Here is a 21,108-nt window from a genome sequence, read left to right on the forward strand (position 1 = left end):
ATGACCGACGTCGCCGACCTCATCGTCACCGGTTCCGTGATCCGCACGGCCGACCGCGCGAACCCGGTGGCTGAGGCCTTCGCCGTGCGCGACGGCAGGATCCTCGCGGTCGGAGCGCGCGCGGACATCGAAGCGCTCCGGGGCCGCAGGACCCGTCTGCTCGAGGTCGGCGACGCGGCCGTGTACCCCGGTTTCGTCGATGTGCACAACCACCACGCGCTCGCCGGGCGCACGGACCTGTTCGAGTTGTCGCTCGCACCGTCGCTGACTCTCGATGAGGTGCTCGACCGCGTGCGGGAGAAGGCCGTAGAGCTGCCGCAGGACGCCTGGATCGTCGGCGGCGCGGTGGCGACCACCCTGCTGCCCTCCCTCGCGAACACCGCGAGCCGACGCCGTCTGGACGAGGCGAGCGGCGGGCGCCCGGTGATGCTCATGGAGGATTCCCGCCACAACCGCTGGGTGAGCAGTCGGGCGCTGGAGCTCGCGGGCATCACGGCGGAGCACGTCCCCGAGTCGGGGGTGACCCTGCTCGACCCGGACGACGGCACACCCTCCGGCGTCCTGCTCGAAGCCGCGGGGATCCCGGTGCAGGAGGCCTACGACCGCACGGGCGGGCTCACACCGGAGCAGCACGCCGCGGCCTCCCGACGGGGTATCGAGATCCTCAACTCCTACGGCGTGACCGCGTTCCAGGATGCGGGAGTCTCGGTGGACATCCTCCGCGCGCTCTCCGACCTCGACCGCGCGGACGACCTGCGCGCCTGGGTCGTGTCATCGCTGCTGATCAACGACGAGATCTTCGGGTTCGACCCGATCGGCGCTCCCCTGCTCGACCGGGGCGAGGAGTTCCGCACCCCGCACCACCGGCCCGATTTCGTCAAGATCTTCCTCGACGGCGTTCCGCCCGCCCGCACCGCCGCCTTCCTCGACCCGTACCCCGCCGACCCGGTGCACGGCGCACACTTCCACGGCGAGACGACCATGACCCTCGACGAGCTCACGGGGTGGCTGCGCGCCGTGGCGGAGCGTGGCCTCGGCGCCAAGGTGCACTGCACGGGGGACGGCTCCGCCCGACTGGTCCTCGACGCGACGGAGCAGCTGCGCGCAGCAGGCTTCACCACGCCGGTGCAGATCGCGCACGGGCAGTTCCTCGCCGAATCCGACATCCCTCGTCTGGCCGAGCTGAATGTCTCGGCCGACATCTCCCCGTTCATCTGGTACCCCGGAGTGATCCCGCAGGCGCTGGCCGACGTGCTCGGCGATCGGGCGGAGCACTCGCAGCCCAACCGCTCTCTCCTCGACGCCGGGGCGCTCGTGGCGGGCGGATCCGACTGGCCCGTGAGCGATTCCCCGAACACGCTGGAGGGGCTGCAGGGTCTGGTGACCAGAGCTGATCCGCTCGGTCGTGCGCCGGGACGTCTCTGGCCCGAACAGGCGATCACGGCGCAGGAGGCTCTGGAGGTCTTCACGATCAACGCGGCGACCGCGATGGGCCTCGCAGGCGAGACCGGCTCCCTCTCCCCCGGCAAGTCGGCCGACTTCGTGGTGCTGGCGCGTGACGCGATCGCCGGGCCCGCCGACGAGATCGTGCACACCCCGATCATGTCGACGTGGTTCGCCGGTCGCCGCGTGCACGGGGACTGACCCGCGGATGCGGCGGTCGCGTCGATACGATGAGGCGATGCGACGCTTCCCCTCCTCCGTGTACGGCGTCGGAGACGAGCCCGACCCGCGGTTCTCCCTCGCCAACGAGCGCACGTTCCTGGCGTGGACCAGGACCGCCCTCGCGCTGATCGCCGGCGGCGTCGCTCTCGAGGTGCTCGGCCTGGATCTGCATCCGGGATTCCGCCTCGCGGCCTCGCTGCTGCTGATGGTGACCGGCACCGTGGTCGCCCCTCTCGCGTGGTGGGAGTGGATGCGGGCGGAACGCGCGATGCGGCAGTCGCGGCCGCTGCCCGGTGCACTGTCCGCCGTGCTGCTGGCGGCGGTGGTCGTGGCGGTCGGGCTGCTGGTGCTCGCCGGCGTCCTGTGGCGTTGATCGGTCAGCGCGGATGATGCGACGTGCCATCGAACCGCAACGACGGTACGACCCCGGACTGCAACCGGAGCGCACCGAGCTCGCCTGGCGACGCACCGCCCTCGCGATCGCGATCGGCTCACTGCTGTCGCTGCGGGTCTTCCCGCTCGTCCTGCCGCCCGAGTTCGGGGCCTGGGGCATCGCACCCGGCGTGATCGGCGTCGGCACCGCGTGTGTGCTCTGGATCGCCGCACGACGACGACAGCGCCGCACGACCGCCGTGCTCACGGAGACGGCGGCGGGGCCCCTTCCCGGCGGTTCGCTCCTGCTCGCGCTCACCGTGTTCGGGACCGGCTTCGGGGTGATCGCGGTGGTTCTCGTCGTCGTCGCACAGCTCGCGATGTGACCGGCCGGCACCGACGCCCCCTCAGACGTCGGTGCCAGCCGGATTCGGGGCCAGCCGGATTCGGGCCAGCCGGATTCGGGGCCAGCCGGATTCGGGGCCAGCCGGATTCGGGGCCAGCCCGCCCAGGCGGGGTGCCGAGCTCTCAGTCGGCGACCGCCAGCACGGTGCGTCCCACCGCGCGCAGCACGGTCGCGTCGTGCACGGAGCGGGTGCCCGGCACGTAGCGCACGCGTTGCAGCGAACCGCCGCGGAACGGATACGACCGGTGCTCTTCGTGCAGCTCCCAGTCGACGGGGCCGCCGAAGTCGTAGCCGACGCTGATGCCGGTGAAGGGCGACATCCCGATCAGCATGGGCACATCGTCGATCCGGACGTCATCGCGCCCGTCGACCTCGACGCTCGCGCTCCAGCGCAGACCCGGCTGCTCGTCCACGCGCACCAGGAGGCGATGCGGACCGGCACCGAGCAGGGAACCCCGCGCGCGGTGCATGCGACCGTAGGCGTTGTACACGAGCAGCGGGGCACCGCGGTCGAGCGCGAGCAGGTATCCGCCGCCCTGGTCGCCGTGCGCCACGATCACTCCTGCGGCGTCCTGGCCGACCTCGAGATCCACCTCGATGCGGAACGAGCGCAGCACCGTCAGCTTCGCCGCACGGAATCTCTCCAGCGGAGGGCGGAACGGGATCAGGTCGACCGGTGCCGACAACGGCTCCTCGGTGTCGGGTCGCACCCGGAACAGTGCACCATCGTCGTCGAGCGGGAACACCGTGTTCCGCCAGGCCTCGGCATGCCAGCGACCTGCGAGTGCGGCGACGACCTCCGGGTGGGCATGCGCGACGTCGACGGTCTCCGTGGGGTCGAGCTCCAGGTCGTACAGTTCCCAGCTCCCCCCGGCGGGTCCTTCGTCCGGCGTGGGGGCCACGTCGGAGAGTGCCTTCCAGCGGCCGTCCACGATCGCTCGCCGCCCCACGCACTCGAAGTACTGCGCCTCGCGCCCGTCCGCACGAGGGTCCGCGAGCACGTCCACGATGCTGCCGCCGTCCATGTCGAGCGCTGGCAGGCCGTTGCGTTCGGCCAGGGCAGGCACCCCGCAGAGTTCCAGCAGCGTAGGCGCGAGGTCGGACACGAACACGAACTGGTCGCGCAACCCGCCGCGCATCGGTGCAGCGGGCCAGGACACGAGCAGAGGCGCGTGCACTCCCCCCTCATAGGTGGTGGCCTTGAACGAGCGGAACGGGGTGTTGGACACCCGTGCCCACCCTGTGGGGTACTGCCCGAAGAGGCGTGGCCCGCCGATGTCGTCCACGTCGCGGGGCACGTCGGTGACCCAGCCCTCCGGCATGCCGCCGTGACTGCCGAACTGCGCGAAGTAGCTCCGCGTGCCGGTCGGACCGCCCTCCGCCGTTCCCCCGTTGTCACTGGCGATCACCACGATGGTGTTCTCGCGCTCCCCGCTTCGTTCGAGTCGATCGAGCAGGCGACCCACGCTCTGGTCGATCTCGTCCACGGCCGCCGCGTACACCTCCATGTGCCGCGCGAACAGCCGCCGGTCGTCATCGGTGAGGTCGTCCCAGGCGGGGATCTGCGCGCCGTCGGCTATCGCGTCCGTCGGCAGCGCGGCATGCGCCGGCACGATGCCCCGTTCCTGCTGCCGAGCGAATCGCTCCTCGCGCATCCGGTTCCACCCGGCCTCATACCGACCGCGGTACTTCGCGATGTCGATGTCCTTCGCCTGGATGGGGCCGTGCACCGAGGTGTGCGCGTAATAGAGGAAGAACGGCTTGTCGGGGTCGTTCACGCGCAGATCGTCGATCATGCCGATCGCCCTGTCCGTGAGCTCGTCCGTCAGGAAGAAGCCCTCGGGGTACTCGTGCAGATCGACCACCGCGTTGTCCTGCACGAGCCGGTGCGGGTGGTGCAGCGAGGTGAAACCGTCCATGCTGCCGAAGTACCTGTCGAAGCCGCGCTGCAACGGCCACGTGCGACGGTCGGCTCCGTCGTGCAGGCTCGACTCCAGCGTCAGGTGCCACTTGCCGACCATGAACGTCGCGTATCCCCCTGCCCGCAGCGACTCGGCGAGGGTCGGGGCATCGGCGGGCAGCTCGCAGCTGAACCCCGGGTAACCGGGATCGACGTGCGCCACGAAGCCGAAGCCCGCACGGTGGGGGTTTACGCCCGTGAGCAGGGCGGCGCGGGCCGGGGAGCACATCGGAGCGGTGCGGTAGTTCGTGAAGACCCAGCCGTCGGCGGCCAGCGCATCGATGCGCGGGGTGTCGATCTCGCTGCCGAAGGGCCCGAGGTCGCTGAAGCCCAGATCGTCGATCAGCATCACGATCACGTTCGGAGCCCCCGCCCTCGCGCGGCGAGGCTCCGGCCACCAGGGCTCGGAGGACGAGGTGAACTCCTCGGCGCGGCCCTGGAACCGTTCGTATCCACGGGCTTCGTACGGCGCGGACATTCAGCCCGCCTTCCGGATGAGCTCGAAGATGCGGGTGCGCAGCTCGGCGAACACCGGGAGGGCGCGTGTCGTGAGCTGATCACGAGGAGCGCCGAAGTCGATCTCGATGATCTCGGTGACCTTCGCGGGGCGTTCGCCGAGCACCACCACACGGTCGGAGAGGTACACCGCCTCATCGATGTCATGGGTGACGACGACGATCGTCATCCCGAACTGCTCCCGGATGCGCAGGCACAGGTCCTCCAGCTCGAAACGCGTCTGCGCGTCGACCGAGGCGAAGGGCTCGTCCATCACGAGCACCTCCGGCCGGTAGGCGATCGCCCGCGCGATCGCGACGCGCTGCTGCATCCCGCCGGACAGCTGCCAGGGGAACTTCGACTCCGCACCGGACAGTCCGACCGCGGCGAGGGCCGCGTCGATGCGCTTCTCGCGCTCCTCGGCAGGCAGACGCAGATGCTTCAACGGCAGTCGCACGTTCTTCTCGACCGTGAGCCAGGGCATCAGCGACCGGGTGTACTCCTGGAAGACGAGCGCCATCTCCTCGGGAGGGCCGTCGATGGGGGTCCCGTCGATGGCCGCGCTTCCGGCCGTGATGCTCTGCAGCCCGGTGAGACACTTCAGCAGGGTGGTCTTGCCGATACCGGAGGGCCCGACGATGCAGCACACCTCCCCGGCGTGCACGTCGAAGGTGAGGTCGGCGATCACGGGCACAGGACCCGCCTTCGTCTCGTACGACTTCGCGAGGCCTTGCACGCTGAGGCGCGCCGGCGCGGGGACGGTGGTGGTGGTCATGCGTTCTTCTCCTGTTGCTGGGAGGCGATGTACCAGCGCAGCACGCGGCGCCGGAAGAGGGTGAACACGGCGGTCGCGGTGTATCCGATGACGCCGAGGACGAGGATCCCGGCCCACATATCCGGGATGGCGAAGGACTGCTGCGCGAGCAACGTCGCCGCTCCGAGTCCCGTCGAGGAGCCGAGCATCTCGCTCGCGATCATGACGACGAACGCCGTGATCAGACTGACCTGCATCCCGGACAGGATGCGCGGGCTCGCCGCGGGGAGCATCACGGAGAACAGCCGCTCGCCGGCACTCAGCCGGTACACGCGGCTCACCATCTCGAGTGTGGGCTCGCCGGCGCGGACACCGTCGATCGTCGAGATCAGGATGGGGAACACCGCGGCCAGGGTGATGGAGAGGATGCGCGTCTCGGTGCCGAACCCGATGAGCGAGACGAAGATCGGCACCAGCGCGACCGGCGGGATCGCACGGAAGAAGTGGATGGTCGGCTCGGCGAACCAACTCAGCGGACGGATGAGGCCCAGCAGCAGCCCCAGGAGCACACCGATCACGGTCGCCAGCAGGAAGGACACGACCAGGTTGCCGACGGACGAAGCGACGTCGAGCAGGAACGCGGGCGTCTGCGCGAGCTGCCAGAGCCGTTGCAGGATCGTCTGCAGCGGCGGGAAGAACGCGTTGGTCGACCCGGCCGAGGCGAACCACCACAGAGCCAGCAGCGCGATGGGCACCGCGATCTCGGCACCGAGCAGAACGCCGCGCGGGAGTCCGTCCTGGCCGCGCCGCCGAGCGAGCCTGGTACGGGTCTGGATCGACGAGGTGAGGGTCATCACACCACCTGCTTCCGGTATTGCGGGTGCCAGTGCAGGAGCCTGCGCTCGCCCCACTGGCTGAGTCCCTGAATGAGCAGGCCGAGCACACCGAGGATCAGCACGTAGGCGAAGAGCTGCGCCTGGTTGCCGGTGATCTGCGACAGCAGCAGGCTCTGGCCGAGACCTGGCCCTCCCCCGAGGAGTCCAGCCACCACGGCGACCACGAGCGAGGTCGGTGCGGCGACCCGCACAGCCGTGCCGATGTAGGGCAGTGCGCTCGGGAGCACGATCCGGCCGAGGATCTCGGCTCTTCCCATGCCGTAGGAGCGTCCGGTGGCCCTGGCGACCGGATCGGTGTCGAAGACGCCGGCCGAGGCCTGCACGGCGATCGCGATGAAGCATCCGAAGAACACCAGGAAGATGCCCATGCTCGCCGTCGGCCCCATGACCAGCACGACGACGGGCAGGATCACGATCGGCGGGATGGGTTTCAGGAACTCCAGCGGCACCCGCGTCGCGTGCATCGCGAGCGGCGACGTGCCGATCGCGACGCCGAGGGCGACACCGATGACGATCGCCAGGACGAGTCCGACGAGGGCCATCGTGAGCGTGTCGCCGAGGGCTGTCCACGTCGCAGGGGTTCCGAGCAGACGGAACGCCTCGCCGATCGCGGCAGTGGCTGCGGGCAGCGGTGACCCGGCGAGCGGCCCGGCGGTCGCCGACCATTCCCAGAGCGCCAGCGCCGAGACGACGCCGGCTGCTCCGATGAGCGGTGGGAGGAGAGAAGAGCGGTTCATGAGCATCATCCGGCGGCGAGGACGACGCCTTCGAGGTTGACCGGAGCCGAGAGGAAGCCGAGGGCGACGAGCTTGTCGTTCACGCGTTCGAGATCCACGGGTGCGACCTCCGCCGGCCAGAACGGCAGCTTGACGTCGTCGACCGTCAGTGTCGAGCCGGTGGCGTCGATCCCGGCCTGGATCGCGTCCTCCGGGTGCTCGTTCGCGTAGGCGTTGCTCTTGGCGACCGCGCGCTGGAAGGCGGCGATGGCATCGGCCTTCGCCGCGATCGTGCTCTCCCCCGCGGTCCACAGCCCCACGGCGCCCTCCTCGAAGAAGCCGACGGACGGCGAGTCGAGCTGCACCGCACCGGCCGCATCCGCCTCGGCGGTGAAAGGACTGACGAGACCCGCCGCATCGACCGTGCCGCTCTGCAGCGCGGCGACCGCCGAGGTGAAGTCGAGGACGACCCACTCCACCGAGCCGGGGTCGACGCCGGCGCGGTCGAGGGCGTCGGAGATGACGACTTCGAGCTGCGCCTTGCGCGCGGGGATCGCGATGGTCGCCCCCTTCAGGTCGGCGACCGAGGAGATGCCGCTGGCGGCGGAAGCGAACAGGCCGGTGTCGTCGACGGTCGCGGGGTCTTCGGCGTCAGCCGCTCCGGCGACGAATCCGTCCGCCGGCGCGACCACCTTCAGCGGGACGCCGCTGCTGAGTGCGTTCAGCAGCGGGATGCTGGGGGCATACGCGACGTCGACCTGTCCGCCCTGCGCGGCCGCGAGTCCGGCCGGCGGGTTGGCGACCACCGAGGTCTCCAACTTCAGCCCCTCCTCCTCGAAGAAGCCCTGCTCCTGTCCCAGCATCAGCGCCCCATCGGAGACGAGGCCGATGGTCGCGACCTTGAGCGTCGTCAGCTCGCCGTCGCCGCCGGAGGAGGAAGCGGGTGCGGAGGTGCAGGCTGCGAGCGCGAGCATCCCGGCCACCACGAGGGCGGCGGATGTGCGACGTGCGAGTCTTGTGACGTTCATGAGAACTCCTCTTCGAGTTAGTCACCGGTTGGTGATTTTAAAGATCGTAGTCGTGCCAAGTTCTTTGTTGATTACGATCGGGTTACGTTAGTCACCGTTTGGTGACTAAAAACAGCAAATGGAGAATCGTGGATGTGAGAGTGCAGGACCGGAGAGGGGGGCGCGATGCCCAAGATCGTCGACCATGAGGAACGCAGGACCCACATCGCCGATGCGGCGACGCAGGTGATCATCCGGGTCGGATTCGACAACCTCACGATGCGCGAGATCGCCACGGAGGCCGGTTACGCCCATGGCGCGATCGCCCGCTACTTCCCCGACAAGAGGAGCGTCCTCACGGCCGCGTTCCTCCGGCTGTACTCGCTCGCCAACGACCGTATCCACGCCCGCATCGAGGGCGTCAGGGGACTCGAGGCTCTGGAGCTGATGTGCAGGGAGATCCTCCCCTACAGCCCGAACGGACCGCTGTACGCCAAGGTGGTCATCGCGTTCTGGGACCACGCATCGCAGGACGACGAGGTCACCAGGATCCACCGCGTGAACAACCTGCACTGGCGCGACCTGTTCCGCCGGTGTCTGATCGAGGCCAGGGAAGACGGCGAACTCGCCGACGGCATCGACATCGAGACCGCGGTGAACGAGATCGCGTCGCGCAATGCGGGGTGGCAGATGATCTCGGTGCTGATGCCGGACTCGGCCGGCGACGGGCGGCTGAACGACGGTCTCGACGCCCTGCTGTCGATGCTCCGTCGCCCCGCCGCTCCGCCCGCCCGCTGATCGCATCCGTCGTCCTGCCTTCAGCCCGCGAGAATGAACCGCGCGCCGCGTTCGGCGATCATGGCCGCTGGCGCGTTGGTGTTGCCGGTGGTCACCGTCGGCATCACCGAGGCGTCGACCACACGGAGCCCCTCGATCCCGCGTACCCGGAGCTGCGGATCGACCACGGACTCCGGGTCGCTGCCCATGCGGCAGGTGCCGACCTGGTGGTGGTAGGTGATGGCTGTGCGGCGCACCCAGTCCTGCACATCGTCGTCCGTCACGTCCGGCCCGGGGTAGACCTCCACGGCTCCCCACTCCTCGGCGAGCGCAGGCTGTGCGCCGATGCGGCGGCACTGGCGCACGGAGGCGGCGAGGGCGTCGGCATCGCGCTGGTCTTCCAGTGCCGCCAGGTCGATGTGCGGCAGGTCGTCGAGGCCGGGACCGGTGAGGCGCAGCTCGCCGCGGCTGTACGGCGTCACCAGGCCCGCCATGAGCGTGAACCCGTCGGCGCCCCGCGGTTCGAGGTCGCCCCACATGGGCACGGAGAAGTGGATGGGCTGCGTGTCCGGCTGCGCGAGGCCGTCCCGGCTGCGCCAGAACAGGTGGCTCTGCGTGACGGACACCCCCGACTGCGGCGGGCCCACGGGCTTCTGCTCGGTCGCGAAGATCACCGGCGAGAGAAGGTGGTCGTGCAGGTTCTTGCCCACAGCGGGTGCGTCGTGCACGACGGGGATGCCGAGCGCTCTCAGCTCGTCGGCGGGACCGATGCCCGAGCGCAGCAGGATGACGGGCGTGCCGAGCGCTCCCGCCGACAGGACGACCTCGTCCGCGAACACCTCCTCGGTCTCGTCGCCCTCCCCCAGCCGGATGCCGACCGCGCGCCCGTCGCGCACGATCACGGAGTGGACGGCGCGGCCGGTGAGGATCGTCATCCGCTCGGCGACGGGCTGCGCATAGGCGGTCCAGGTGTTGACGCGGCGGCCGTCCCTGATCGTGACCTGCTCCTGCGACACCCCGTCGAGCGTGCCGCCGTTGTAGTTCGGGTTGCGCGGCAGCCCCTCCTCCACTGCGGCATCGATGATCGAGGCCTGGATGGGCGAGAGCGCGTAGTCGTCGGTCACGGGCAGCAGGTCGTTCTCGATCGCGTCGTAGATCGGCTCGACCTCGGCCCACCCCCATCCGGTCGCCCCAGCCTCTTCCCACGCGTCGTAGTCGGAGGCGGCGCCGCGCACCCAGATCATGGCGTTCAGCGCGTGCGAGCCGCCGGTGACCTTCCCTCGAGGGAGATGCAGACGTCGACCGGCCGCGTGCGGCTGCGGCACCGTGAAGAAGTCCCAGTCCTCGGCGGAGTGCCAGAGCTCCCCCGCCCGCGACGGATCGTGGATGGCCGGGTTCGTGTCGTAGCCGCCGGCCTCGACGAGCGTCACCGCGACACCGGCGTCGGTGAGACGCCGGGCGACGATGGCGCCCGAGGTGCCGGCCCCGACGACGATGGCGGAGCGCACCCCGCCGCTGTTCGCCGCGGCCACGCTCAGGCCTTCCGGCCGGGGCCGGAGACGACCTGGGTGACGGCGACGGACTTCAGTCCCTCGACGCCGAACTCCAGCCCGTAGCCCGAGCTCTTCACCCCGCCGAACGGCACCATCGGGTGCAGCCCACCGTGCGAGTTGATCCACACCGTGCCGGACTGCATGCGCGCGGCGACGGCGCGGGCCTCCTCCGGGTCGCTGGCCCACACCGAGGCGCCGAGACCCACGTCGAGGGCGTTCGCGAGCGCGAAGGCCTCGTCGACGTCGCTGTAGCGGATGACGGGGAGCGCAGGACCGAACTGCTCCTCCTGCACCAGCGCCGCATCGTTGTCGATGTCGGCGACGATCGTGGGACGGTAGAACAGCTCGCCGAGGTCGGATGCCGGCTCGCCGCCGGTGACGATCCGGGCGCCGCGGCTCTTCGCATCGTCGACCAGGCGGCTGACGATGTCGAACTGCGGGTGGTTCTGCAGGGGTCCGAGCACGTTGCCCTCGTCGAGGCCGTTGCCCATCGGCACCTGCTCGGCGATCGCGGCGAGCGCGTCAACGACCTCGTCGTACACGGAGTCGTGCACGTAGAGGCGCTTCATGGCCGCGCAGGTCTGTCCGGTGTTGATGAACGCACCCCAGAAGAGGTCTTCGGCGATGGCCGCGGCGTCCGTGCCGGGAAGCACGATGCCGGCGTCGTTGCCGCCCAGTTCGAGTGTGAGGCGGGCGAGGTTGCCCGCGGAGCTCTCGATGATGCGGCGACCGGTCGCTGTCGAGCCGGTGAACATGATCTTGGCGATGTCGGGGTGCGACGCGAGGCGAGCGCCCACTTCACGGTCTCCGGAGACGCCGATCAGCACATCCTCCGGCAGCACCTCGTTCATCACCGCGATCATCGCGAGCACGCTCAGCGGGGTGTACTCGCTGGGCTTCGCGACGACCGTGTTGCCCATCCGCAGCGACGGCCCGATCTGCCAGATCGTGATCATGAGCGGCCAGTTCCACGGCCCGATGGCTCCGACGACACCGGCCGCCTTGTAGACGAGCTCGGCGTGCAGCGTCTCGTCGTCGACGAGCACCTGCGACTCGAGCACGGTGCTGGCATTGGTGCGCAGCCACGCCGAGCAGGCGCCGAGCTCGAACCGCGCGTTCGGGCCGTTCAGCGGCTTCCCCTGCTCCCGCGACAGGAGATACGCCAGACCCTCGGCGTTCGCATCGATCGCGTCGGCCGCGGCCAGGAGCAGTTCGCTCCGCTTCTCGTGTCCGAGCGCCTCCCACGCGGGCTGCGCGGCCTTCGCACGGGCGATCGCGTCGTCGAGGTCGTCCACGGCGGCGACGGGCGCACGGCCGATGACCTCGCGGGTCGCAGCATCGGGGATCTCACGGCCTTCGCCTTCCGGCGCCTGGATGCGGTCGAGCAGCGCGGCGGCTGCGGAAGCTGCGGAATCGGACATCGGTGTCTCTCCTTCGAGCGTGGCGCTGACCGATGGCGGAGTGGCCGTCGGTCTTCCTCTCATTCTCGGATGACCCTTCCCGCCGCACTTGTCGCGGAGCGCGCCGAAGATGTCCTCGCGCGAACGATGCGCCCGCGGGCAGGTGCGGCAGGTGCGCGGCGACCAGGTCTGCCGCGATCGGATCGAGTCCCTGTCGCCGGTCGCGGGGTGCGCCATCGGCGCGCGGGGTCCCACCAGGCCGGCCCTCGCACCTGCGGCACTCCCCCACGCATGCGGATCTGCCAGCCCGAGGTGTCCAACGTGCGGTGATGGTGCCAGCACAGCGTGACCCCGTTGTCGGTGTGGGTGGGCCCCCCACGCGCGTACTCCGTGACGTGGTGGATCTCGCACCAGGCGGTCGGGACGTGACACCCGGGGATGAGACACTCGCGATCTCGCACGCCGATCGCGCGGCGCTGCGCGGGAGTGAAGATCCGGTCGCTAGACCCGAGCCCGACGACCCTTCCTCCAGCCCCGTATACGACCCGCTGGACCGTCCCTCCGCATGCCGTGTGTGCGGCTACCCGAGTCGACACCGGCGCTTCGACGCCCTCGACCCGCGCCCGGCCCCGCCGCGTGGCGTAATCCTCGGCACCGACCGTGACCACGAGTGTCGGGGCAGCACCGCCCAGCCGCGGCATCTCGTCGTGTCGGGCCGCGATGCCCAGGGCCGCCGCGAGAGCGTCATGCTGCTTCTGTGCCCGCGTGCGCCCGTCGATCATCCCGCCGGGGTCCCCGGACGGGAGCACATCCTCATCCGGGGACACCGGGGCAGACGGACTCCCCGTGTCGTCGAGTTCCGCGGACGGCACGAAGTGGACGCCGGGAAGCGGCGGACCGTCGACCTTCGGGTTCAGATACGCGTCCCAGATCCGCTGCAGCTGCTCCGCGACCTCCGGCAGCAGCGCGCCGCGGACCGGGATGACGCCGTCCTTGGCGCGTCCCAGCACCACGCCGCGAGCCCGCAACGCGATGTCTTCCGCCGGCTCCGCGCCGTCGGGATCGAGGTACTGCACGATCATCTGAGCCCGCACCCGCAGATCCTCGGGTGTCGGTGCCGGACCGATCCCGTACCCGTCGCGCGTTGCGAGCGTGTCGTCGCCGTTCTCGTCGCCGTTCTCGTCGTCGCTATTCTCGTCGCCGTCGCTGTTCCGGTCGTCGTCGCTGCTCTCGCCGTCACAACTCTCTTGGCCACAAGCCACCTGCGCCAGACGCGCGTCAGCCTCCCACCGGTCAGCGCCGCGCACGCGCGGACCTGCCTGCTCGATCGGCCCGGTCGCGGCCAGCAGCCCCGTCACCCCGATCGCCCCGTCGAGGAGGGCCTCGCGCAGCGCCGGCCACCGTGCCGGCAGCCACTCCCCGGAGGAGAGGTCGACCTCCCGGCGGACGAGCCGCGCCGCCTTCACCACGCGTGCGGCCCCCGCCGCGTCCGTGCGGAGGACGCGCTGCAGCACCTCGTTCATCGAGCGGCAACCGAATCGCCCGGAGAAGTTCGGCTCCGCCGATCCCGCTGGACGCGGATCGACGCTCGCCACCGCCTCCACGACCACGGCTTCCACGCGTCGCTGGATCTCCCCGGCGAGCCGCAGCAGGTCCATCGTCTCTCCCGCCTCGAGAGCGCCCACCGCGCCGGATCGCAGCACGGTATCGAGAGCGACGACCGTGTCGTCGAGAACCGCTGCCGGGGTGCTTTTCATAGGACGATTCAACAGAAGGCCACCGACATTCACACGCCGGATAATCCCCGTTCAGAGCAATATTCCAGTACGCTCCAGCGACTCCTCCTGCATGCGCAGAGACCCGCGATCAATACTCCACAACACCGCAGCATCTGTATGCCACGACCGCGCCTCCCCCGTCGCGTCCGGGAGAGAACCCTCACACGAGGTCGGAGTCCTCGAAGATCAGGATCGTGCGCGTGGAGCGGATTGACGGGATCGCCTGGATGTCCTCCAGCACGATGCGGCGGAGGTCGCGGGCGTCGTTGGCGCGCACGAGCAGCAGCACGTCGAAATCGCCTCCGACCAGAGCCATGTGCTCGATCTCGGGGATCGCCCTGAGCCGCGCGCTCACGTCCTGCCACGTGGCCTGCTCGATCGCGAGCGTCACATAGGCGCTCGCGTGGTGTCCGAGCAGCACGGGGTCGGTGCGCACCGTGTACCCCGTGATCACCCCGGCGTCGGTGAGGCGCTTGATTCGCGCGTGCGCTCCCGCGCGCGAGATGTGCACCACCTCGGCGATCGCGGTCATCGACGCGCGCGCATCCCGCCGCAGCTCCGCGAGGATCGCGCGATCCGTGTCGTCGAGCGCCGCCATGGCACCCCTCTCTCATTCGGGGAAATGCTGACACTTCGGAAGCCATTGTGGCACGCCGGGCACAATCGTCCACGATTGCGCGGTCGATCTTGGATGACTGTCGCACACGCGGCATGCTGTCCTCATCGAGTTCGGCAAGGAAGGCGGACGGATGCACCCCCATGACATGCTCCCGCGAGACACCGCGGTACGACTGATCGACGAGGACGGGACCACCCTCCCCGACGAGGCCTACGCGCTCCCCGCCGCCGACGTCCTGCTCGCCGCCTACCGCGGGCTCGTCGAAGGCCGACGCATCAACGACCAGGCCGGCGCGCTCGTCCGCCAGGGCCGTCTCGCGGTCTACCCGTCGTCGCACGGCCAGGAGGCCTGTCAGGTGGCCGCGGCGATGGTGCTCGGCGACACCGACTGGCTCTTCCCCACGTACCGCGACTCGGTCGCCGTCATCGCCCGCGGCATCGCTCCCGCTGAGGCGATGGTGCTCCTCAAGGGCGACTGGCACTCGGGCTACGACGTGCGCTCGCACCGCGTCGCCCCGCAGGCCACCCCGCTCGCGACACAGCTCCTGCACGCGGTCGGCTTCGCTCAGGCGGCGAAGCACCGCGGCGAGGACACCGTGGTGCTCGCGCTCTGCGGCGACGGCGCCACGAGCGAGGGCGACTTCCACGAGGCGATGAACTTCGCCGCGGTGTTCCACGTCCCGGTCGTGTTCTTCGTGCAGAACAACGAGTTCGCCATCTCGGTGCCCCTCTCCCGACAGACCGCCGCGCCCTCCCTGGCCCACAAGGCGGTCGGCTACGGCATGCCGGGGCAGCGCGTCGACGGCAACGACGTGGCTGCGGTCCTCGCGGTGCTCACCGAGGCCGTGGACCGCGCACGTGCGGGCGGCGGCCCCTCCCTGGTGGAAGCGCACACCTATCGCATGCAGGCGCACACCAACGCCGACGACGACACCCGCTACCGCGAGCGCGAAGAGGTGCAGGCCTGGCTCGCCCGCGACCCGCTCCTCCGCCTGCGCGCGCATCTCACTGCGACCGGGGCGCTGGACACCGCCACGGAAGAGCGCTTCGCCTCGGGCGCCGAGGAGATCGCGACCGCGATGAGGGCAGCGCTGAACACCGACGCAGACCTCGATCCCGAAGACCTGTTCCGCTTCGTGACCGCGACCCGCTCCCCGCAGCTCGACGAGCAGTGGCACCTGCTGCGCGACGAGATCGAACGCTCGCGTCTCACCGACGTCGAGCACGCCACGACCGGAGGCCACCGATGACGATCGCACAGGACGACACGCGCATCGAGAGCGAAGCCGCCACGACGAGCACGATGACCATGGCCGCCGCCTTGAACAGGGCGCTGGCCGACGCCATCGAGTCGGATCCGGACGTGGTGGTCTTCGGCGAGGACGTGGGAGCCCTCGGCGGCGTCTTCCGCATCACGGATGGACTCACCGCACGCTTCGGCGAGGACCGATGCTTCGACACCCCGCTCGCGGAGTCCGGGATCGTCGGCACCGCGGTGGGGATGGCCATGAACGGACTGCGCCCCGTGATCGAGATGCAGTTCGACGCCTTCGCCCTCCCCGCGTTCGAGCAGGTCGTGAGCCATGTCGCCAAGCTCGGCAATCGCACGCGCGGCGGCATGCGCATGCCGCTGGTGATCCGCATCCCGTTCGGCGGCGGCATCGGCGGCGTCGAACACCACTGCGACTCGTCCGAGGCCTACTACGCCCACACCCCGGGCCTCACGGTCGTCAGCCCCGCCACCCCACAGGACGCGTACTCCCTGCTGCGCGCGGCCATCGCCTCGCCCGACCCGGTGATCTTCCTCGAGCCCAAGAAGCTGTACTGGAGCAAGGGCGAGGTCGACACCTCGGTCACCGCGGAGCTCGGCTCGGCCCGCATCGCCCGTGACGGCACGGATGTGACGCTCCTCGCGTACGGCTCGTCCGTGCCGCTCGCGTTGGAGGCCGCCGAGGTGGCCGCTGCGGAAGGGCGGAGCGTGCAGGTCGTCGACGTGCGCTCCCTCTCGCCGTTCGACGACGCCACTGTCACGGCCGCCGTGAAGTCGACAGGCCGCGCCGTGGTCATCGCGGAGGCGCCGGGCTATGTGAGCGTCGCCTCCGAGATTCAGGCACGCGTATTCGAGCGCTGCTTCGAATACCTGGCGGCGCCCGTGCGACGGGTGACCGGATTCGACACCCCCTACGCACCTCCGAAGCTCGAGCACTGGTACCTGCCGGACGTCGACCGCGTGCTCGATGCGATCGACACCCTGCACTGGGAGGACGAAGCATGAGCACTCCGGTGCAGCCCCAGACCGGCACACGGGTGTTCCGACTGCCCGACCTCGGCGAGGGCCTGACCGAGGCCGGACTCGTGCAGTGGCTCGTCGCGGTCGGCGACACCATCACGACGGACCAGCCGATCGCCGAGGTCGAGACCGCGAAGAGCATCGTGGAGCTGCCGTCGCCGTTCGCCGGCGTCATCACGGCACTGCACGGCACCGCCGGGGACACGATCGACGTCGGTGCACCCGTGCTCGAGGTGGCGGATTCCCCGCCCTCCCCCTCGTCCGCGGTGGCTCCCCCTGCACCGGCGACTCCCGCGTCACCGGCTCAGCCCGAGCACGAGGTGTACCGCGAGGAAGAGCGCGCGGGCTCCGGGAACGTCCTCATCGGCTACGGCACCACCGCGCGTCCGAGCAAGGGCCGTCGGCGACCTCCCGTCGCATCGACGACGATCCACTCCGCATCGGGTACGCCTGTGGACACTCCCCCTTATGGATCGTCCGAGCGGCGCCCGGTCGCCGTCCGCTCACCGCTCGTGCGTCGTCTCGCGCGGGACCTCGGCCTCGACGTCCACTCGATCGCCGCGACCGGCGCCGATGGCGCCATCACCCGCGCCGACGTGCTGCGTGCCGCGGTGGACGGCGCGGTGGACCAGGCGGTCGGCGCTTCCGCCGGCCGCAGCGGCCGGACGACGACAGGAACAGGCGCAGGAACGGGCGAGGGAACCGGAACGGGCGAGACGGTCGACGGCCTCCAGGTGCGCGCACGCGAGCGGATGTCGCCGCTGCGCAAGGCTGTCAGCGCGAAGCTCTCCCGCAGCCGGTCCGAGATCCCCGAGGCCACGGTCTGGGTGGATGTCGACGCCACCGAGCTGTGGGATCTGCGTGCGCGTATGGCTCCGGAGGGCGGCAAGGCACCGTCGGTGACCGCGCTGCTCGCCCGCTTCGTCCTGCTCGCGCTGGAGGACTACCCCGTGCTGGCGTCGCGCCTCAGCGAGAACGGGGACGAGATCCTCGCCTTCGACGGCGTCAACCTCGGCATCGCCGCCGACACCGACCGAGGACTCCTCGTCCCGGTCGTGCCCCGCGCCCATGCCCTCTCTGTGACCCAGCTCGACACGGCACTGCGCGAACTCACCACCACGGCTCGCTCCGGCACGATGCCACCGGAGCGGCTGCGGGGATCGACCTTCACGCTCAACAACTACGGGGGTCTGGGCGTGGACGGTTCGGCCGCGATCATCAACCATCCCGACGTGGCCATCCTCGGCATCGGCCGGATCATCGAGCGCCCGTGGGTCGTGGACGGAGCGATCGTCGCCCGCCGCGTCGTGCAGATCTCGCTGGTGTTCGACCACCGGGTATGCGACGGAGGCTACGCCGCAGGCTTCCTGCGCCGGGTGACCGAACTCATCGAGCATCCGTTGCGTGCGTTCGGGAGGGTGTAGGCGCTGCGCGCTCGGTTGAGCCGTACCTCCGGGTCAGCCGAACACGAGCGGACGCTTCGTGGCGTCCTCCACCGTGAGGCCGATGATCGTGGCCCCCGGCTCCTCGACGTCGCGATCGGCATGGAACCGCAGCAAGCGACCATCGCGCGACGCCATGTCGTACCAATGCTCCTCTGAGGAGACGACGGAGACCGTCGTGCCCTGCGGGAACGCCGCGACCGCGTCCGCGACCGGAGCCCCCACCCGAAGTCCGTCGACCGCCGGGAGGTCCGCGCCGACCTGAGTCGTCCCGGCGACGGAGCGGGCGTCGCCGACGGTGATGGATGCGACGGCCGCGCCGTCTTCGGTCGCCTGGACGAGCATCGAGCTCGTGCCCGCCTCGTTCACGAGCTTCGAGGGGTCGCCCGGGAAGGGCGGGGGGATCACCTGCGCCGCTCGCGCCGCAGAGATCGCCTCGTCGACCGGGTCTCCGAGGTGGATCGGCCCGACACCGCCGGTCGTGATCATCCAGTCGCCCCAGGGTGCCGAGGCATTCTCAGCAGGTTCCGGTTGCTCGGTCGGAGGGTTCTCGGTGAGCTTCTCCATCAACGCGGCGCGCGCTTGTTCCGCTCGCTCCTGGAGCTTCTCCGCGACGGCTTCGGCATCCGGCCGGGCCTCTCCGTCGAGCGACTGCGACACCTGCACGAGAACATTCCCGACCGCGGCGTAGGCACTGAACGTCGACCATCCCCCCTCGATCTCCGGCAGCGTCAACGTGCCGGCCAGGGCGCGCACGTTGTCCGAGGCCTCGGGGGTGACGGATTCGAACGAGGCAGGGCCGTTGTAGTCGAAGCTCGCGCACTGTGCCGCCGCGTCGACGAGCTGGTCCAGTCGCGCCTGTGCATGCGCTTCATCGGCGAACTGGAGAGCAAGCATCCGCCCGAAGCGATAGTCCGAGTCGGCCGTCGTCGTCCACGACACGTTGCGCGACCCGACGCTCCACAACGATTGCTCGGCGAACAGCGCGCCGCAGACCTCCGGGACGATCGCCGGGCCGCCGCCATCGGAGATCTGCTCGAGCACGGAGGACGGCTCACCGATGTCGGTCGAGCCGGGGAGGAGCGAGCCGATCTCGTCGGCGGTGAACAGGAATCCTTCCAGCTCCTCACCGACGAAGATCGCGGGTCCCGCATAGGGCTCCGGTGGCGACGTCGTCTCCGGAGCAGCGGTCGGCTCGGGATCGGCCCCCGGCGCGCAGCCGGAGAGCACGAGAAGTGCGGCGACCGCTATTCCTCCGACGTGGATGCGAGCGATTCCAGAACGCGCCATGCGAACCCTCCGTTGTGTCATACAGCGCCGATCCGGCGCCCCCTGCGTTGATCGTAGAGTTCCCGGACTCGACGGCGCGAGAGGAGCGACCGTGTCGAGATCAGACCGAGACCGATCGCATGCCCTTGAACGCATACGTTCCACGTGACCCCGATGCGGTACGCTCGGCAATTACTGACCGATCATTCGGTTATGAAAGTCACGAGCGCCGCACAGCGCTCTCTCCCCCGGAATCGCAGAACAATGGAGTTCGCATGACGTCAGCAGTCTCCGACCGCACCCCATCCACTCGGATGCCCGCCGAAGAACGGCGCGTGCTCGCCGGCACCCTCGTCGGCACATCGATCGAGTGGTACGACTTCTTCATCTACGCGCAAGCAGCAGGGCTGGTGCTCGCGCCCCTCTTCCTGGCTCCGATCGCAGAGGAGAACCCCGGCTTCGCCCAGGTGCTCTCGTTCGCGACGATCGGCATCTCCTTCCTCTTCCGCCCGCTCGGGGCGATCGTCGCCGGCCACCTCGGCGACAAGCTCGGTCGCAAGAAGATGCTCGTGCTCACGCTCATCATGATGGGCCTGTCCACCTCGTTGATCGGCCTCCTTCCGACGTATGCCGCGATCGGCGTAGCCGCGCCCATCCTGCTGATCCTGCTCCGCATCGTGCAGGGATTCTCCGCTGGCGGTGAATGGGGCGGAGCCGCCCTGATGGCCGTCGAGCACGCGCCGAACAGCCGCAGAGGACTCTTCGGGGCGTTCCCGCAGATCGGCGTCCCCGTCGGCATGATCCTCGCCACCTCCACCCTGTGGGTGCTCACCAGTTCGATGTCGCCTGAGGCCTTCCTCGAATGGGGCTGGCGAATCCCCTTTCTGCTCTCGATCGTGCTCATCGCGGTCGGCTACGTGATCCGACGCGCGGTCGATGAGAGCCCGGTGTTCGAGGATCTGCGGCGCCGTCGCAAGGAGGCATCCGCCCCCCTGAGCCGGCTCTTCCGCCAGAACACCAAGCAGGTCGTCCTCACCGCGATCATCTTCATCGCGAACAACGCGGCGGGGTACCTGCTCATCGCGTTCTTCGCGACCTACGCCGTCACCACCCTCGGCATGGACCGTCCCCCGGTGCTGCTGGCGACCACCCTCGCCTCGTTCGGGTGGCTCATCTTCACCCTGTGGGGTGGACACCTGTCGGACCGGCTCGGCCGCATCCGCACGTTCCAGATCGGCTACGTGGCGCTCGCGCTCTGGGCGGTGCCGATGTGGTTCCTCATCGACACCGCGAACATCCTCTGGTACTTCGTGGCGCTCTTCGTCATGACGTTCGCACTCGGGCTCTCGTACGGCCCGCAGGCCGCCCTGTACGCGGAGATGTTCCCCGCGAACGTGCGCTACTCGGGTGTCTCCATCGGCTACGCCCTCGGTGCGATCCTCGGCGGAGCGTTCGCGCCGATGATCGCCGAGGCGCTGATGAACCAGTTCCACGCGGCCTGGACGATCGGCGTGTACATTGCAGTGGCATCCGTGATCTCGCTGATCGGCGTCTCGCTCGTCAAGGAGACGAAGGGCGTGGACCTGCTCAGCTGACGCCGCCGCCCGATCGCGGCACCAGCCGCACCTGTGACATAATTACCGGACGATCGGTCAGTAATTCGAGACCGATCGTCCGGACCACGGCCGAGACAACGCAGTCAGGAGTTCC

18 protein-coding genes are annotated in these 21,108 nt (G+C 69.7%); 8 read left to right on the plus strand and 10 right to left on the minus strand.

Annotated features, from left to right (window positions below):
* The 3 genes from AB4070_RS14385 to AB4070_RS14395 are packed head-to-tail and all read left to right on the plus strand — an operon-like array spanning window position 1 to window position 2,423.
* The gene (locus tag AB4070_RS14385) at window positions 1-1,644 is read left to right on the plus strand and encodes an amidohydrolase (RefSeq protein ID WP_441980703.1); all 1,644 of its coding nucleotides are present in this window, start codon (window positions 1-3) and stop codon (window positions 1,642-1,644) included.
* A 37-nt stretch (window positions 1,645-1,681) separates the two neighbouring features.
* The gene (locus tag AB4070_RS14390) at window positions 1,682-2,038 is read left to right on the plus strand and encodes a YidH family protein (protein ID WP_441980704.1); all 357 of its coding nucleotides are present in this window, start codon (window positions 1,682-1,684) and stop codon (window positions 2,036-2,038) included.
* 13 nt (window positions 2,039-2,051) lie between these two features.
* Window positions 2,052-2,423, plus strand: a complete 372-nt coding sequence (locus tag AB4070_RS14395; RefSeq protein ID WP_441980705.1) for a DUF202 domain-containing protein — start codon at window positions 2,052-2,054, stop codon at window positions 2,421-2,423.
* A gap of 142 nt (window positions 2,424-2,565) precedes the next feature.
* Here AB4070_RS14395 and AB4070_RS14400 read toward each other — a convergent pair whose 3' ends face one another.
* Genes AB4070_RS14400 through AB4070_RS14420 form a run of 5 tightly spaced genes read right to left on the minus strand, consistent with a single transcriptional unit; the run spans window position 2,566 to window position 8,292 of the window.
* Window positions 2,566-4,881 carry an arylsulfatase gene (locus AB4070_RS14400; protein ID WP_441980706.1) on the minus strand — a complete coding sequence of 772 codons (2,316 nt, stop codon included), beginning with the start codon at window positions 4,879-4,881 and terminating at the stop codon, window positions 2,566-2,568.
* Window positions 4,882-5,673: an ABC transporter ATP-binding protein gene (locus AB4070_RS14405; protein ID WP_441980707.1), complete on the minus strand. Its 792-nt coding sequence runs from the start codon at window positions 5,671-5,673 to the stop codon at window positions 4,882-4,884. It lies immediately after the preceding gene.
* On the minus strand, window positions 5,670-6,506 hold the full coding sequence (locus AB4070_RS14410; protein ID WP_441980708.1) for an ABC transporter permease: 837 nt from the start codon (window positions 6,504-6,506) through the stop codon (window positions 5,670-5,672). The genes AB4070_RS14405 and AB4070_RS14410 overlap by 4 nt, the downstream gene beginning before the upstream one ends.
* On the minus strand, window positions 6,506-7,285 hold the full coding sequence (locus tag AB4070_RS14415) for an ABC transporter permease (protein ID WP_441980709.1): 780 nt from the start codon (window positions 7,283-7,285) through the stop codon (window positions 6,506-6,508). The genes AB4070_RS14410 and AB4070_RS14415 overlap by 1 nt, the downstream gene beginning before the upstream one ends.
* A gap of 5 nt (window positions 7,286-7,290) precedes the next feature.
* A complete protein-coding gene (locus AB4070_RS14420; protein ID WP_441980710.1) occupies window positions 7,291-8,292 on the minus strand; it encodes an ABC transporter substrate-binding protein in 1,002 nt (333 codons plus the stop codon).
* A 165-nt stretch (window positions 8,293-8,457) separates the two neighbouring features.
* On the opposite strand from AB4070_RS14420, the gene AB4070_RS14425 reads away from it, so the two are divergent.
* Complete coding sequence (locus AB4070_RS14425; protein WP_441980711.1) at window positions 8,458-9,069, plus strand: TetR/AcrR family transcriptional regulator; 612 nt, start codon at window positions 8,458-8,460, stop codon at window positions 9,067-9,069.
* Window positions 9,070-9,089: 20 nt separating this feature from the next.
* On the opposite strand, the gene AB4070_RS14430 is transcribed toward AB4070_RS14425, so the two are convergent.
* The 4 genes from AB4070_RS14430 to AB4070_RS14445 all read right to left on the minus strand — a co-directional run bounded on the left by AB4070_RS14430 (window position 9,090) and on the right by AB4070_RS14445 (window position 14,377).
* On the minus strand, window positions 9,090-10,556 hold the full coding sequence (locus AB4070_RS14430; RefSeq protein WP_441980889.1) for a GMC family oxidoreductase: 1,467 nt from the start codon (window positions 10,554-10,556) through the stop codon (window positions 9,090-9,092).
* A gap of 26 nt (window positions 10,557-10,582) precedes the next feature.
* A complete protein-coding gene (locus AB4070_RS14435) occupies window positions 10,583-12,022 on the minus strand; it encodes an aldehyde dehydrogenase family protein (protein ID WP_441980712.1) in 1,440 nt (479 codons plus the stop codon).
* A gap of 59 nt (window positions 12,023-12,081) precedes the next feature.
* Entirely contained in the window at window positions 12,082-13,758 is a 1,677-nt protein-coding gene (locus tag AB4070_RS14440; RefSeq protein WP_441980713.1) for a DUF222 domain-containing protein, read from the minus strand.
* 181 nt (window positions 13,759-13,939) lie between these two features.
* Window positions 13,940-14,377: an Lrp/AsnC family transcriptional regulator gene (locus AB4070_RS14445; RefSeq protein ID WP_441980714.1), complete on the minus strand. Its 438-nt coding sequence runs from the start codon at window positions 14,375-14,377 to the stop codon at window positions 13,940-13,942.
* Between the two features lie 151 nt (window positions 14,378-14,528).
* Here AB4070_RS14445 and AB4070_RS14450 point away from each other — a divergent pair, with 151 nt between their 5' ends.
* Genes AB4070_RS14450 through AB4070_RS14460 form a run of 3 tightly spaced genes read left to right on the plus strand, consistent with a single transcriptional unit; the run spans window position 14,529 to window position 18,111 of the window.
* Complete coding sequence (locus AB4070_RS14450) at window positions 14,529-15,647, plus strand: thiamine pyrophosphate-dependent enzyme (RefSeq protein WP_441980715.1); 1,119 nt, start codon at window positions 14,529-14,531, stop codon at window positions 15,645-15,647.
* Entirely contained in the window at window positions 15,644-16,672 is a 1,029-nt protein-coding gene (locus tag AB4070_RS14455; protein ID WP_441980716.1) for an alpha-ketoacid dehydrogenase subunit beta, read from the plus strand. Before AB4070_RS14450 ends, AB4070_RS14455 begins: the two co-directional genes overlap by 4 nt.
* A complete protein-coding gene (locus AB4070_RS14460) occupies window positions 16,669-18,111 on the plus strand; it encodes a dihydrolipoamide acetyltransferase family protein (RefSeq protein WP_441980717.1) in 1,443 nt (480 codons plus the stop codon). The genes AB4070_RS14455 and AB4070_RS14460 overlap by 4 nt, the downstream gene beginning before the upstream one ends.
* A 33-nt stretch (window positions 18,112-18,144) precedes the next feature.
* Here AB4070_RS14460 and AB4070_RS14465 read toward each other — a convergent pair whose 3' ends face one another.
* On the minus strand, window positions 18,145-19,419 hold the full coding sequence (locus AB4070_RS14465; protein ID WP_441980718.1) for a sensor domain-containing protein: 1,275 nt from the start codon (window positions 19,417-19,419) through the stop codon (window positions 18,145-18,147).
* Between the two features lie 254 nt (window positions 19,420-19,673).
* Between AB4070_RS14465 and AB4070_RS14470 the strand changes: the two genes are divergently transcribed.
* Window positions 19,674-20,993: an MFS transporter gene (locus AB4070_RS14470; protein WP_441980719.1), complete on the plus strand. Its 1,320-nt coding sequence runs from the start codon at window positions 19,674-19,676 to the stop codon at window positions 20,991-20,993.
* Window positions 20,994-21,108: the final 115 nt, after the last annotated feature.

Origin of the sequence: Microbacterium sp. 2RAF4 (genome assembly GCF_052115285.1) — a bacterium.
GTDB classification, from domain to species: Bacteria; Actinomycetota; Actinomycetes; order Actinomycetales; family Microbacteriaceae; genus Microbacterium; species Microbacterium oxydans.

What these genes read in the sequence shown, in the direction of transcription:
- AB4070_RS14385 (WP_441980703.1), top strand. Translation starts at nt 1, where the DNA reads ATGACCGACGTCGCCGACCTCATCGTCACCGGTTCCGTGATCCGCACG.
- AB4070_RS14390 (WP_441980704.1), top strand. Translation starts at nt 1,682, where the DNA reads ATGCGACGCTTCCCCTCCTCCGTGTACGGCGTCGGAGACGAGCCCGAC.
- AB4070_RS14395 (WP_441980705.1), top strand. Translation starts at nt 2,052, where the DNA reads ATGATGCGACGTGCCATCGAACCGCAACGACGGTACGACCCCGGACTG.
- AB4070_RS14400 (WP_441980706.1), bottom strand. Translation starts at nt 4,881, where the DNA reads ATGTCCGCGCCGTACGAAGCCCGTGGATACGAACGGTTCCAGGGCCGC.
- AB4070_RS14405 (WP_441980707.1), bottom strand. Translation starts at nt 5,673, where the DNA reads ATGACCACCACCACCGTCCCCGCGCCGGCGCGCCTCAGCGTGCAAGGC.
- AB4070_RS14410 (WP_441980708.1), bottom strand. Translation starts at nt 6,506, where the DNA reads ATGACCCTCACCTCGTCGATCCAGACCCGTACCAGGCTCGCTCGGCGG.
- AB4070_RS14415 (WP_441980709.1), bottom strand. Translation starts at nt 7,285, where the DNA reads ATGAACCGCTCTTCTCTCCTCCCACCGCTCATCGGAGCAGCCGGCGTC.
- AB4070_RS14420 (WP_441980710.1), bottom strand. Translation starts at nt 8,292, where the DNA reads ATGAACGTCACAAGACTCGCACGTCGCACATCCGCCGCCCTCGTGGTG.
- AB4070_RS14425 (WP_441980711.1), top strand. Translation starts at nt 8,458, where the DNA reads ATGCCCAAGATCGTCGACCATGAGGAACGCAGGACCCACATCGCCGAT.
- AB4070_RS14435 (WP_441980712.1), bottom strand. Translation starts at nt 12,022, where the DNA reads ATGTCCGATTCCGCAGCTTCCGCAGCCGCCGCGCTGCTCGACCGCATC.
- AB4070_RS14440 (WP_441980713.1), bottom strand. Translation starts at nt 13,758, where the DNA reads ATGAAAAGCACCCCGGCAGCGGTTCTCGACGACACGGTCGTCGCTCTC.
- AB4070_RS14445 (WP_441980714.1), bottom strand. Translation starts at nt 14,377, where the DNA reads ATGGCGGCGCTCGACGACACGGATCGCGCGATCCTCGCGGAGCTGCGG.
- AB4070_RS14450 (WP_441980715.1), top strand. Translation starts at nt 14,529, where the DNA reads ATGCACCCCCATGACATGCTCCCGCGAGACACCGCGGTACGACTGATC.
- AB4070_RS14455 (WP_441980716.1), top strand. Translation starts at nt 15,644, where the DNA reads ATGACGATCGCACAGGACGACACGCGCATCGAGAGCGAAGCCGCCACG.
- AB4070_RS14460 (WP_441980717.1), top strand. Translation starts at nt 16,669, where the DNA reads ATGAGCACTCCGGTGCAGCCCCAGACCGGCACACGGGTGTTCCGACTG.
- AB4070_RS14465 (WP_441980718.1), bottom strand. Translation starts at nt 19,419, where the DNA reads ATGGCGCGTTCTGGAATCGCTCGCATCCACGTCGGAGGAATAGCGGTC.
- AB4070_RS14470 (WP_441980719.1), top strand. Translation starts at nt 19,674, where the DNA reads ATGACGTCAGCAGTCTCCGACCGCACCCCATCCACTCGGATGCCCGCC.